This is a genomic window from Embleya sp. NPDC020886 (assembly GCF_044333915.1).
In the GTDB taxonomy this organism is placed as follows: domain Bacteria; phylum Actinomycetota; class Actinomycetes; order Streptomycetales; family Streptomycetaceae; genus Embleya.
The window spans coordinates 661,539-674,237 of the sequence record NZ_JBIRRX010000003.1 but is presented as its reverse complement, the minus strand read 5'-3'; the positions used below and the strand labels follow the sequence as shown (position 1 = coordinate 674,237).

9 protein-coding genes and 1 pseudogene are annotated in these 12,699 nt (G+C 70.8%); 4 read left to right on the top strand and 6 right to left on the bottom strand.

Annotated features, from left to right (window positions below):
• Positions 1 to 130: 130 nt before the first annotated feature.
• Positions 131 to 1,861, top strand: a complete 1,731-nt coding sequence (locus ACH4U8_RS13795) for an L-aspartate oxidase (protein WP_395777861.1) — start codon at positions 131 to 133, stop codon at positions 1,859 to 1,861.
• Positions 1,862 to 2,428: 567 nt separating this feature from the next.
• On the opposite strand, the gene ACH4U8_RS13790 is transcribed toward ACH4U8_RS13795, so the two are convergent.
• Positions 2,429 to 3,775: an NAD(P)/FAD-dependent oxidoreductase gene (locus ACH4U8_RS13790; protein ID WP_395777859.1), complete on the bottom strand. Its 1,347-nt coding sequence runs from the start codon at positions 3,773 to 3,775 to the stop codon at positions 2,429 to 2,431.
• A gap of 201 nt (positions 3,776 to 3,976) precedes the next feature.
• Here ACH4U8_RS13790 and ACH4U8_RS13785 point away from each other — a divergent pair, with 201 nt between their 5' ends.
• Together ACH4U8_RS13785 and ACH4U8_RS13780 are read left to right on the top strand one after the other, a co-directional pair.
• Positions 3,977 to 4,951 (top strand): sigma-70 family RNA polymerase sigma factor, encoded by a 975-nt coding sequence (locus ACH4U8_RS13785; RefSeq protein WP_395777857.1) that lies wholly within the window; start codon positions 3,977 to 3,979, stop codon positions 4,949 to 4,951.
• 34 nt (positions 4,952 to 4,985) lie between these two features.
• Complete coding sequence (locus ACH4U8_RS13780) at positions 4,986 to 7,745, top strand: AAA family ATPase (RefSeq protein WP_395777855.1); 2,760 nt, start codon at positions 4,986 to 4,988, stop codon at positions 7,743 to 7,745.
• A gap of 84 nt (positions 7,746 to 7,829) precedes the next feature.
• Here the strand turns inward: ACH4U8_RS13780 and ACH4U8_RS13775 are convergent, their stop codons facing one another.
• From ACH4U8_RS13775 to ACH4U8_RS13760, 4 genes and pseudogenes are all read right to left on the bottom strand, one after another.
• Positions 7,830 to 8,552: an alpha/beta fold hydrolase gene (locus tag ACH4U8_RS13775; protein WP_395777853.1), complete on the bottom strand. Its 723-nt coding sequence runs from the start codon at positions 8,550 to 8,552 to the stop codon at positions 7,830 to 7,832.
• Between the two features lie 519 nt (positions 8,553 to 9,071).
• Positions 9,072 to 9,194: pseudogene (locus ACH4U8_RS13770) on the bottom strand (FAD-dependent monooxygenase); the annotation flags it as partial.
• Between the two features lie 187 nt (positions 9,195 to 9,381).
• Entirely contained in the window at positions 9,382 to 10,125 is a 744-nt protein-coding gene (locus ACH4U8_RS13765; RefSeq protein ID WP_395777851.1) for an AraC family transcriptional regulator, read from the bottom strand.
• A gap of 207 nt (positions 10,126 to 10,332) precedes the next feature.
• Positions 10,333 to 10,839 (bottom strand): GNAT family N-acetyltransferase, encoded by a 507-nt coding sequence (locus ACH4U8_RS13760; RefSeq protein ID WP_395777849.1) that lies wholly within the window; start codon positions 10,837 to 10,839, stop codon positions 10,333 to 10,335.
• Between the two features lie 132 nt (positions 10,840 to 10,971).
• Here ACH4U8_RS13760 and ACH4U8_RS13755 point away from each other — a divergent pair, with 132 nt between their 5' ends.
• On the top strand, positions 10,972 to 11,694 hold the full coding sequence (locus ACH4U8_RS13755) for an ArsR/SmtB family transcription factor (RefSeq protein ID WP_395777847.1): 723 nt from the start codon (positions 10,972 to 10,974) through the stop codon (positions 11,692 to 11,694).
• Positions 11,695 to 11,900: 206 nt separating this feature from the next.
• Here ACH4U8_RS13755 and ACH4U8_RS13750 read toward each other — a convergent pair whose 3' ends face one another.
• Positions 11,901 to 12,344: a hypothetical protein gene (locus ACH4U8_RS13750; RefSeq protein ID WP_395777845.1), complete on the bottom strand. Its 444-nt coding sequence runs from the start codon at positions 12,342 to 12,344 to the stop codon at positions 11,901 to 11,903.
• Between the last annotated feature and the right edge of the window lie 355 nt (positions 12,345 to 12,699).

Genomic DNA, 12,699 nt, shown 5'->3' with positions numbered 1-12,699 from the left:
CCTCGCCATCCACGCCGGGCCGCCGGACGGCCTGCTTCCCCGAACAATCCACCGCAGTTCGCGAACCGAAGTGTCACAAATACCCGAGCGGCCCGGTCGTAATCAATGACCCCCATTGATCGGAGCAATCGTGGCCGCCACCGAAAAGCGCCTCTCCACCGCGGTCCTGGTGATCGGGACCGGCGGCGCCGGGCTGCGAGCGGCGATCGAGCTGGCAGAGGCCGGGCTCGACGTCCTCGCGGTCGGCAAACGCCCCAAGGAAGACGCCCACACGTCCCTCGCCGCCGGCGGGATCAACGCCGCGCTGGCCACCATGGATCCCGAGGACAGTTGGCAACAACACGCCGCCGACACCCTCAAGGAGAGCTACCTGCTCGGCGATCCCCGCACCACCGAGATCGTCACCCGGGGCGCGGCCCGGGGCATCGACGACCTCGAGCGCTACGGCATGGCCTTCGCCAGGGAACAGGACGGCCGCATCTCCCAACGCTTCTTCGGCGCACACAAGTTCCGGCGCACCGCCTTCGCCGGTGACTACACCGGCCTGGAGATCCAACGCACCCTCATCCGGCGTGCGAATCAACTGGACATCCCCATGCTCGACACCGTGTACATCACCCGGCTCCTGGTACACGACGGTGCCGTGTTCGGTGCGTACGGCTTCGACCTCGGCACCGGAACCCGCTACCTCGTCCATGCCGACGCGGTGATCCTCGCGGCCGGCGGTCACACCCGGATCTGGCGGCGCACGTCGTCACGCCGCGACGAGAACACCGGCGACTCCTTCCGGCTCGCCGTCGACGCCGGTGCGCGGCTGCGCGATCCCGAACTGGTCCAGTTCCACCCCTCGGGCATCATCGAGCCGGAGAACGCGGCCGGCACGCTGGTCAGCGAGGCCGCCCGCGGCGAGGGCGGCATCCTGCGCAACGGCCTGGGCGAACGATTCATGCAGCGCTACGACCCCACCCGCATGGAACTGTCCACGCGCGACCGGGTCGCCCTGGCCGCCTACACCGAGATCAAGGAGGGCCGCGGCACACCCAACGGTGGTGTCCGGCTCGACGTCTCCCACCTCCCCCGCCAAACGATCATGAGCCGCCTCCCCCGCGTCTACCAGACGCTGCTGGAACTGCAGATGCTGGACATCACGCGTGATCCCATCGAGGTCGCGCCCACCGCCCATTACTCGATGGGCGGGGTCTGGGTCCGCCCCGAGGACCACAGCACCGACGTACGCGGCCTCTACGCCATCGGCGAGGCGGCCAGCGGACTCCACGGGGCCAACCGGCTCGGCGGCAACAGCCTCGTGGAACTGCTGGTCTACGGCCGGATCACCGCACAGGCGGCCGCCGACTACTCCCGGGCCCTGACCGCACAACCACGTTCGGCAGCGGCGCTCGCCCAGGCCCGCGCCGAGATCGACGATCTGCTCGCCGCCGACGGCCCCGAGAACGTCCGGGCCCTGCAGCGCGCCATCCGCAACACCATGACGGAACACGCGGGCGTCCTCCGCGACGAGCAGGGGCTGCGCACCGGGCTCACGGAACTCGAAGCCATCGAGAAGCGCATGGAGAACGTGGGCATCCACCCCGACATCGCCGGCTACCAGGACCTCGCACACGCCTTCGACCTCAAGTCGGCCGCCCTCGCGGCTCGGGCCACCCTCGAAGCGGCGCTCGAACGCCGCGAGACCCGCGGCTGCCACAACCGCGGCGACTACCCGGACAGCGATCCCGCCTTCCGAGTGAACCTCGTGTGGTCCCCCACCACCGGGATCACCCACGAAAGCATCCCGCCCATTCCCGACGAGATCGCCGCCCTGATGGAGGCGATCTCCACCGACGGAAAACTCGCCGAATAGCCCACGCACCGACGACGAGGACGGCGACACGTGCCGGCGCGCACCGTATCCGACGCCCTCCACCGGATCCCCATCCCACGAGGTGGCGACCGAGGTCCGGCCGCAGTCGTTCGTCGCCACCCGGGCCACCGTCCTCACCCGAGCCGGGCCGAGAAATAGCGAAGGGAGACAGACTTCTCCCTATCGTCAGCCGGGAACGTGCACACCCGACAACGAGCAGCACCACATCCGGGCACGGCGCGATACTCCAACCGCGCACATGCCGCCGGCCGAAGGTGCCCGGACTGCGCGGCAGTCGGTCAAGAGCACGCCGGGAGGCCGCCCGCCTCCGAAGCGGGCCCTGGAAGGCGGAGGCGCCCGGTCTCGGGGGCCACGGCGAGCGCGAACCGGTGCGGCGTCCGCGTACGTGCCCGCGGTCCGGTGGTCGGCCGCGGCTTGTTGGCGACTCACCGACTCACCCGGGTCCCTGCTCCGCTTCGTGGATCACACGGGCGTCGCCGCGCCAGGGAGTCCAAGCGCCGCCGCAGGACCCGCGCCGGGCGATCGGCCGGCGGCGAGGCGGCCGGCTCACCGCGTCGGGGCGTCAACCGGCTCGCCGTGCCGTGGGTTTCCCTCGGACACGAATGCCTCCCGGGGGCGCTGCACCGCGGCGAGGGAGACGATGTCCCGTCCGTAGAAGGTCGCGGTGATCCAGACGGCGAGCACCCGGACCTTGCGTTCCCAGGTCGGAACGGCGAGCACGTGATACCCGCGGTGCATGAGCCAGGCCGGGAAGCCCTTGATGACCAGGCGGCGGTACTGGAAGATGCCCCGGCCGAGCCCCAGAGTGGCCACCACGCCCAGACTGTGGTGGACGTAGTTGCGGGTGGGCCGCCCCCGCAGCGTCGCCACGATGTTCTTCGCCAGAAGCTTGCCCTGTCGAACCGCGTGCTGGGCGTTGGGAACCGTGTGCGCTCCCGGTTGCCCCACCGCGAGATCGGGTACCGCGGCGTCATCGCCGGCGGCCCACACGTCGGCCACCGCCTCCGACTCCGTACCCACGCGAAGATCCGCCCGTACGACGAGCAGACCGCGCTCGTCGACCGGAAGATCCGTGTGGTTGCGAACGACGGGATTGGGCGCGTTCCCCGCCGCCCACACGATCAGGCCCGAATCGAGTTGCTCCCCGTTCGACAGCACGACATGTCCGCCCACGGCGGAGACCAGTTGCGTGTTCAGGTGCACCCGCGCTCCGCGCTTCTCCAACGCGCGTACGACCCACGCCCCGGGCCCGTCACCGACCTCGGGAAGAATCCGGCCACGCGCCTCCACCAGGTGGAAGTCCAGCTCCTCCGCGTCGAGTTCCGGGTAGTGCCCGAGCAGCGCGGTCGCCAGGGACAACAGCTCGCCGAACCCCTCCACGCCGGAGAATCCCCCACCCACGAACGTGACGGTGAGGAGCCTGCGTCGCTCGGGACCGCGAGGCAGTGTCGCCGCGACATCGAACGAGGCCAGCAGCCGGTCACGAATGGCCACGGCCTCTTCGACATGCTTCAGCCCGAATGCCTCCTCGCTGATACCCGGGATGGGAAACGTCCGGGTGACCGCCCCCGCGGTGACCACGAGGATGTCGTAGGCCAGCTCGTACTCCGGTCCTGTCTCCGGTCGAACGGTCACGGTCCGCGCGCTGTTGCGGATCTCCGTCACCGTTCCCGCGATCAGCCGGGCGCGACGCAGGTGCCGCCGGAGCGAGACCGCCGCGTGCCGGGCCTCCACCGACCCGGCCAAGACCTCGGGCAGAAACGGCTGATACGTCATGTACGGGCGCGGGTCCACCACGGTGACACGTGCCTCGTCCCGACCCAACTTCCGCGCCAGGCCCCACGCGGTGTAGAAGCCCGCGTAACCGCCGCCGACGATCAAGATCTCCCGCACGGTGTCCTCTGTTCCTCTGGGTTGCACCCGTAGAGACAGGACAGCACCGCTGGTTGTGACACCGTCCGACGTTGTCGTCCGTGCCGTGCTGCTGTCCGTGCCACGCTCCGTCGCCGTGAACGAGGCGTACGCCGAGCCCGTGGGCAAGCCCTTCCCGGCGCTCGTCTGCGCGGCCGACCGCAGGAAGGCCGGGGCACGGGGATGGGGCCGGGGGCACCCCCGGGCATACACCCGGGTCTCCCCGGGCGCGCCCGGGGCCCGCCGGGGACGACGGTGGGTGGAGCCGAGCCGGGGCGCCTTTTCGGGCGATCAGCTGTTCCCCCGGCGCTCCGGACCATCGAAAGCGGGGAGATCGTCGTGTGCCTGTCCGGCATCGATGTCGTATCGGAGTCACACTCGTCGACCGAAGACGTACCGGAGAACGCGGCGGCGAGGGTCGGCCCGGGACCGCATGCGGACGCGGACTTCGAGAGTGTCCGTTCGCGGCTTCTCGGGATCGCCTACCGCTACCTCGGTCGTGCCGCCGACGCCGAGGACGTGGTCCAGGACGTGTGGCTCCGCTGGCAGCGAGTGGACCCGGCCCGGGTGCGGGACCCTGCGGCGTTCCTCGCCACCGTCACCGCCCATGCGGCGCTCAACGCGGCGACCTCGGCGTGGGCCCGACACGAGGTCAGCGTCGAGTTCCGAAGTCCGACGCACGCGCCGTGGTCCGTGGATCCGGCGCCGGGCGCGGAACGTCGGGAGGCGCTCGCAAGTGCCTTGCGGTTGCTGATGGAACGGCTGCCCCCGGTCGAACGTGCGGTGTACATACTTCGGGAGGCTTTCGCGTACCCGTTCCGCGAAATAGCCGACCTCCTCGGCCTCAGCGAAGGAAACGCCCGGCAACTTGCGTTCCGCGCGCGCGGGCATCTTGCCCGACGACGGCATCGCCCGGTCGATCCCGCAGAGCTGGACGGGCTGTTGGAGGCATTCCTCGACGCGGCTCGCACCGGCAACATGGCGCGCCTCATCGGTTTGTTTCAGGGGCTCCGCACCCCGACGAGCCATGGAACCCCCTCGGGGCCCGTGCCATCGAGGGGAGCAGCCCCGCGCTCCCGGACACCCTTCCCGCCGGATGTCCGAGCCGCCCGCACCGCTGCCCGGACGCTGGTGCATCATGGGGAAGACCCGGACTGAAGCGGGTCCGACCCTCTGACCTGCGGTGGTTCCCATGTCGAACGGCACTCCTCTGCGTTGGCTGCGTGGCCGGCGCAGCGAATGCCGGGCTCTGGACCAGGTGGTCGCCGACGCCAGGGCAGGTGACAGCCGCGTGCTGGTGCTGCGCGGTGAGGCGGGGGTCGGCAAGTCCGCGTTGGTGGAGCACATGGTGGGGAACGCGGCCGGATGCCGTGTCCTGCGTGTGGTCGGGGTCGAGTCCGAGATGGAGCTGGCGTTCGCCGGACTGCACCAGCTGTGCATGCCGATAATGGGGCGGATCGACCGTCTTCCCGATCCGCAGCGGGATGCCTTGGCCGTGGCCTTCGGCCTCCGGGCGGGCAGCGCCCCGGACCGTTTCATGGTCGGGCTGGCGGTCCTCAGTCTGTTGGCCGACGTGGCGGAGGAACAGCCGGTCGTCTGTGTCGTGGACGACACCCAGTGGCTGGACCAAGCCTCCGCACAGACGCTGGCGTTCGTCGCACGCAGGCTCCTCGCGGAGCGGGTCGCCCTGGTGTTCTCGGCGCGCACGACGGTGCCTGCCGCGGCCGGCGATCCGCTGACGGGGCTGCGGGAGCTGACGATCGGCGGGTTGCGCGACGACGACGCGCGTGCGCTCCTGGACTCGGTAATCCCCGGACGGCTGGACGAGCGCATCCGGGACCGCGTCGTCGCGGAGACCCGCGGCAACCCGCTGGCTCTGCTGGAACTGACCCGGGGGTTGACTCCGGCGGAGCTGGCCGGCTTCGGGCGTCCGGCCGCGCGACCGCTGGCGAGCCAGATCGAGGAGAGTTTCCTTCGCCAGATCGGGTGCCTGTCCGACTCGGCACAGCGCCTGCTGCTGGCGGCCGCCGCAGAGCCGGTCGGGGACGTGCCGTTGTTGCGAAGGGTGGCCGAGCGGCTCGACATCGCGGCGGAGGTCGCGAAGGCGGTGGAGGCGTCGGGACTGATCGAGATCGGTCCGCGAGTGCGGTTCCGTCATCCGCTGGTGCGCTCCGCCGCCTACCACGGGGCCGATCCCGCGGTGCGCCGCGACGTGCACCGTGCGTTGGCCGAAGCGACCGATTCCGATTTCGACTCCGACCGCCGGGCCTGGCACCGGGCACACGCGGCGGTTGCGCCCGACGAGGCTCTGGCCGAGGAACTGGAGCGCTCCGCGGACCAGGCCAAGGCCCGCGGCGGCGTCGCGGCGGCGGCCGCCTTCCTCAGGCGCGCGACCGAACTGACGCCCGACCCGATCCGGTACGGGACCAGGGCTGCGACCGCCGCGCGAGCCACCTTCGACGCCGGCGCCCCCGACGCGGCACTCGAACTCGTCGCGGCCGCGGAAACGAGCCCCGTGAGTGAGCTCGAACGCGCACGACTGGCCCGGCTGCGCGCTCAGATCGTCTTCGCCCGCCGGCGCGGTGGTGAGGCTCTTCCGCTGATGCTCGACGCAGCCGGGCGACTGGAACACGGGGACAGCGCCCAGGCGCGCGAGGCTTATCTCGAAGCGATCGGAGCGGCGGTCTTCGGCGGTCGCCTCAACGGACCCGTCGGAGCGCGGGAGGTTGCCGAAGCTGCCCGCAGGGCACCGCGCGCACCGCAGCCCGGCAGGCCGGCGGACGCCCTCCTCGACGGCCTGGCGACATGGTTCACCGAAGGGTGCGCGCAAGGCGCGACGCTGTTGAAGCCCGCGCTGGGAGCGTTCCGAAAGGCCGCCGCACGCAATGAGGACGACGTCATGCGCTGGCTCTGGCTGGCGTGGCCGGTCGCCGGCGACATGTGGGACGACGAGACGTGGCATGTTCTGAGCACACACGCGGTACAGGCGGCCCGGGAAACCGGCGCGCTCAATTTCCTTCCCCTGGCACTCGCCTACCGCGCCGCCGTGCACGTGCACGCCGGAGAGTTCGACCTCGCCTCCACCTTGATCAACGAGTCCGACAACATCACCGAGGCAACCGGCAACTCGCCGCTGGCGTACGCCTCGCTTCTCCTCATGGCCTGGCGCGGTGAGGACGTCCAGGCGGCGGACGTGATCCTGAGCACCGCTCAGGACGCGACCGCCTGGGGTGAGGGGCGCGCGATCGGGCTGGGACACTACCTGCTGGCGGTGCTGTACAACGGCCTCGGCCGGTACCGGGACGCCCGAGGGAGTGCCGAACGGGCCGGTGAGCACGAGGATTTGGCGGTCGCCGGATTCACCCTCGTCGAACAGGTCGAAGCGGGCGTGCGCAGCGACGCCCCCGAGTCGGCCGCGTCGGCCCTGCGCCGACTCGAGGAACGGGTCGGCGCGCAGAGCACGGACTGGGGCTTGGGAGTGCTGGCCCGGTCACAAGCGCTGCTCAGCGAGGGCAAGGCCGCCGACCTTCTCTACCGCGAAGCCGTGGAGCGCCTGGAGCACAGCCGAATCGCCGTCCACCTCGCGCGCACCCACCTGGTGTATGGCGAGTGGCTGCGCCGCGAGAACCGGCGTGCCGACGCGCGCGAGCACCTGCGCACCGCCTACGAGATGCTGAACGGCTTCGGTGCGCGCGCCTTCGCCGAGCGCGCCCGCCGAGAACTTGCCGCCACCGGCGAGTCGGTCCGGCAGCGCACCGTCGACGTACAGGGGTCACTCACCACACAGGAAGTCCAGATCGCCCGGCTCGCCGCGGAGGGCAGGACGAACTCCGAGATAGGCGCCGAATTGTTCATCAGCCCGCGTACGGCCGAGTGGCACCTGCACAAGGTGTTCATCAAGCTCGGCATCACCTCGCGGAACAAGCTCCGCGATGCGCTGGCCGGCACCTGACGCCGACGAACGGGCACCCCTGCCCGGGCCGGCGTCGATGGTGCCGGGCGGAGATCTCCCGCCCGGCACCTCCCGATCCGACGCTCAGCCTTGCTTTCCCTCGACGGCGTCGAGAATCGTGGCGGCCACCGCATCGGGCCGACTTGCCGCGATCGCGTGCGAGGCGTCGGTGACCTCGCGGGTTCCGCGCGAGGAGGCGCGTTCGGCCATGAACCGCAGCGTCTCCACCGGGATGTTGAGGTCCGTCCCGCCGAAGACGAACCATGAGGGGATGGTCCGCCACCCCGGTTCGCCGGTCAGTCCGTCGGTCAGCGCCCGCTCGGTGACCGGGCGCTGGGTCGCCGCCATCAGGGCGGCCTCGTCGGCGTACAGGTCGGCGCAGAACTGGTGGTGGAACCGGTCCTCGGCGATCCGGAACTCGATGCCGCCGGAGGCCACCGGATACCCGGTCAACGCGTCGGCCAGGGTGCTGCCCGGGAACCTGCCGGACAACTGCAAGGCGGACTCGTCCGTCTCCGGGGCGAACGCGGCCACGTAGACCAGGGATTGAACCGCCGGCAGGCCGGCCGCGGCCTGGGTGACCACCAGACCGGCGTAGGAATGGCCGACCAGGACGACCGGGCGAGCGAGGCCGTCGACGACATCGCGTACGTACGCCGCGTCGTCCGCGAGTCCGCGCAGCGGATTCGCCACCGCGACCGCGTGCACCCCGCGGCCCTCCAGCAACCGGATGACACGGTTCCAACTCGCCGACTCGGCGAAGGCTCCGTGGACAAGGACGACGACCGGCCGGTCGGTGATGCTCACGAGTGGTCCTTTCCGGTGTTCAGGGCGTTCTTTGCCAGATAGGACCGCGCAGCCCGTGCACGTGTGACAGATCCCGCGAAATCTCCCGTGCACGAATTTCGAACACCCGAGTCGGAAATCGTTCCGTTCCGCGCGGTCTTCTGCGTGTGGTGGGCGTGGACGAACTTCACCCCGACCTTCGGGATCGGCACGACGGTCTCCCCTGCCGGACGCATGGCCAGGGGTGGTGTCACCGATCCCGAAGGCATCGACAGACCGCTGATTGGCGGCGGAAGTGTGCGGTGGGCCACCTGACTTGAAGTAGTGATCACACATTCATGCCGCTGCCGAGCCACCTCGCGCGGATGCCGATCGGCTGCGGCCCACCGATCATGAGCCGGTCCCACAGGACCGGAAGGAGCCTTGCGAGCCGGTGCCGATCGACACCCTGGACGCTACGGCTGCAGACCCGGCAGCCGGTGACGATTCAACGGCGGCGACATCTCGACCTCGGCGTCGGCCAGTGGATTTCGGCTACTCGCGGCTGCGCTTTTCCAGCACGACGCAGCCGACGCCGTTGTTCAGCAGGATGTTGCCGAGTGTGAGGCCGGCGACTCCGGCCCCCACGATGACGACGGGGGTGTTCTCTCGTGTCTCGGTCATGTCGTTCCGGGTCTCCTCGGGTCGGGAAGCGGTGGGCCCGCCACCCCGGTGGTGCGGTGGACGGACCACCACCCTGCGTCCCGACCGGAGGCTGCCACCACCGGCAGACCGACAGCCGATGCCGAAAACCCGCCAACCCCGGGGAGTCCGGAATCCTCGCGGCCTCCCTGCGCCGAGGCGGATCCCGCTACGGCGCTGCGGCGCTGCGGCGCAGATCCGCCTGATAGGTGCCCGGGGTCTGGCCGACAACCTCGTTGAAGGCGTCGATGAAGCCGGAGGGATTCGACCACCCGCACGTGACCGCGGTGTCGGTGACCGACATGCCGTTGGTGAGGTGGGCCAGGGCGTGTTGGATGCGCAGGAGCGTGCGCCACCGGTGGAAGCTCATGCCCGGTTCGGTGTGGAAGAGGCGGCTGAGGGTGCGCTCACTGGCTCCGGCGGCGCGTCCCAGTTCGGTCGGGGTTGCCGGCCGGGCGGGGTCGGAATGCAGGAGGTCGGTGACGGTGCGCAGCCGGTCGTCGTCGGGTTCGGGCAGGTGCAGGGACTGCGCGGGGGTGTCGGAGAGCTCGTCGATGACCACGGCGAGCAGCCGTCGGTGGGCACCGGGGCGAGCCTCGGGCCGGTCGTCGGTCAGGGCCGGGACGGCCTCGCGCAGCAGTGGGCTGACGGCGAAAACGCTGGGGTGTCCCGCGAGTTGGCCGCACGGTTCGAGCGGGATCGTCAGCAGGCGTGCGTCGCTGCGGCCGTAGAAGCGGTGTCCGTGGGCGAAGCCGGGTGGCGTCCACGTCACACGGTTGGCCGGGGCCACCCAGGTTCCGCGCTCCGTCGTGGTGGCCAGTGTCCCGGCGGCAGCGTAGACGAGCCGGCCCTGGTCGTGGGTATGGGGGCCGAGGCGGTAGCCGTGCGGCAGCCATCCGGCGCCACTGGCCATGTCCCGCGGCTCTGCGGATCCTGGAGAAAGTTGGCGGTTTTCCGGCATCGGCTGTCAGTTTACCGGTGGCCCGAAGGTTGGTGCGGGCCGGACAGTGGCTTTCATGAGCACCGACCACCAGGCTCCAGGCGACGGAGGCAGACAATAATGGCCCCCGCAACGCAGCGCCCACGCCGGCGGCGTGATGGTGCAACGAGCACGGCGACCCTACCGGGCCCGAACCGGTCGGCCCGTCGGTGCGGTGAGTTCCTTGGTCATGAAGACGCGGCCGGCGCCCGGCGGATCGCAGGGGACCTCTCCCAGGAGCTTCCACCCCTGTTTCCGGTAGAAGCCGGGGGCCTGGAAGGTGATGGTGTAGAGCACGGCCGTGCGGCAGCCGCGGGCGTGGGCCTCGTCCTCGGCCCGCCGCAGGATCTCGCTTCCCAGCCCGCCGCCTCGCAGTTGTGGCGGCAGGTGAAAGAGGTCGACGAAGAACAGCCCGAGCGAAGTGCGCCCGGTGAGCCCGCCGACCACCCGGTGCGTCTCGGGATCACGGACCAGGACGGCGAGCGCCTTGCGGTCGGCGATTCCCGTGTGCTCGATGTTGAAGCGGTCCAGCGCGTCGGAGATCACCGTGATGTCCGCCGGGGTGGGGGCGTCGGTGACGGTGACCACGAGCTCCGTCCGGGGTTCGGGATGTGGTGACGCGGTGACGTTCGTGTCGGATGTGGTCACGGTTGCTCCGGTACGTGGGTGGAGGCGGCACGGCCTCGCGAGCGGATTCGGGTGCGGGGCCGCCAAGCCCCGCGCACGTGCCGACGCTAGGACGTGGACGCTTCGACGAACGTCGAAGGGACGTCGGCAACAATGACCGACGTGGACATTCGGCGCGCAGGTCGGGACGTAGGGGTGGACCTGGCCGGCGTGGCCAGGCTGCCGGCCGACGGGACCAGGGCCGCCTTCTGCCTGGCACTGCTCGACGGCCGGGCGTGGACGGCGAACGAGCTCGCGCGCTACGCCGGAGTCGCACCGTCCACCACGACGTCTCACCTGAACCTGCTCGTCGGTGGCGGACTCCTCGTCGAGGAGCGGCACGGACGCCACCGCTACGTACGGGTGGCCGACCGCAGGGTGGTCGAACTGATCGAGAGCCTTGCCGCGCTGGCCCCGCAGCGCAGCGCCCGACCACGTTCGTTGTCGGCCTCCGGCCGACAGCAGGCGCCGGCCCGTGCGCGGCTGTGCTACGACCATCTGGCCGGAACCGTCGCGCTGGCGATCACCGACGCCATGGTCGAGCGCGGACTGCTGGAGTGGGGGACCGAGCCGGGCCTGACCGGCAAGGGCACCCTCTGGCTGACCGAGGTCGGTATCACCGTGCCCGGCGGCTCACGCCGACCGCCGGTACGCGCGTGCCTGGACTGGACCGAGCGCCGTCCCCACCTGGCCGGCGCAGTGGGTACCGCCCTGTGCACCCACGCACTCGCCGCCGGATGGATGACGCGCGTCGGCACCACCCGCGCCCTCGTCGTGACGCCCGCCGGCCGTCGGGCATGGCACGACCACCTCGGCCTGCCGCCGGCGGACCTCTGATCCTGCGGCCGTCGTCGACAACGCAGACGCAACCGGACCCCGGGCAGCGCGTCCGCCCGCAAACGGAAGCCCGACAAGCGAGTCGGCCGCGACCCGAGTCTCGGGTCGCGGCCGACGAAGTGGCCCACTCCTTGCGGGAGTCGGTCCGCTGCGGCTGGGGCGCGCGGGTCGGCTCGGGCGGAGGAGCCGTGGATCGAGCCGACGACTCAGGCGGGCTTCCAGCAATAGAGCATGCTGCCCCACGTGTACGCAAGGGCGCTGTCGACGGCGAACGGGTACTCCATCGTGAGCAGCGCCCCGGGGTTCTCGGGGCGGAGTTCGACGGTCTGATTGAACGTGCCGACGCGACGCCAGACGCAGACGGTCCACCGGTACCAGCCGCTCTCCAGTTCCACGGCGTCCCGCCCGATGCTGCCGCCCGGCGTATCCAGGGTCCAGGCGTAGGTGCCCGCGTCCAGGTGGAGGCGGCGATCGGCGCACTTCGGCTGCGGAGACTGCGGCAGGAGCCCGTAGTCGTTCAGGAACTCGTGTTCGGTGGCGGACGCGGAAGCGGCGAACGGGCCCACTGCGGGCGTGAGGAGCAGGGAGAGGAGCAGCGAGAGGACCAGGGCGGGCAGGGTGGGAAGCCCGGGCGATCTCCTGCGTGACATGCGTACCTCCGGTGAGTCGGCAATGGCGCGCCCATGACACCAGGTGCGATCGAATCCGGGCGAGATGCCGGCAGGGAAATGACCGCGAATCGTCGTCGGTCGGCCGAATGCCAACGCAACCGCCGTCCGGGCACGCCCTGTTCCCAGGACCTCGCCGGGGCGCTCTCCGTCATCCGTGAGGATCCGAGCCTCGGCCGCCACCACGGTGCCCGGGCCGGACGGCGCCGGCTCCACCGCTTCGGTATCGAGATCGAAGTACGCGGTGCCGCACCCACACGTGCAGCGTCCTCGCACGCGGATATGCGGAACCTGTCGGCGAAGTGCCACGTGGACAGGATCATCCTCGCCGAGAACG

Bases quoted from the DNA above. Each gene is read 5' to 3' on its own strand.
- ACH4U8_RS13785 (WP_395777857.1), top strand. From the start codon at position 3,977: ATGGGGCCGGGGGCACCCCCGGGCATACACCCGGGTCTCCCCGGGCGC.
- ACH4U8_RS13780 (WP_395777855.1), top strand. From the start codon at position 4,986: ATGTCGAACGGCACTCCTCTGCGTTGGCTGCGTGGCCGGCGCAGCGAA.
- ACH4U8_RS13765 (WP_395777851.1), bottom strand. From the start codon at position 10,125: ATGGCCAGTGGCGCCGGATGGCTGCCGCACGGCTACCGCCTCGGCCCC.
- ACH4U8_RS13755 (WP_395777847.1), top strand. From the start codon at position 10,972: ATGACCGACGTGGACATTCGGCGCGCAGGTCGGGACGTAGGGGTGGAC.
- ACH4U8_RS13750 (WP_395777845.1), bottom strand. From the start codon at position 12,344: ATGTCACGCAGGAGATCGCCCGGGCTTCCCACCCTGCCCGCCCTGGTC.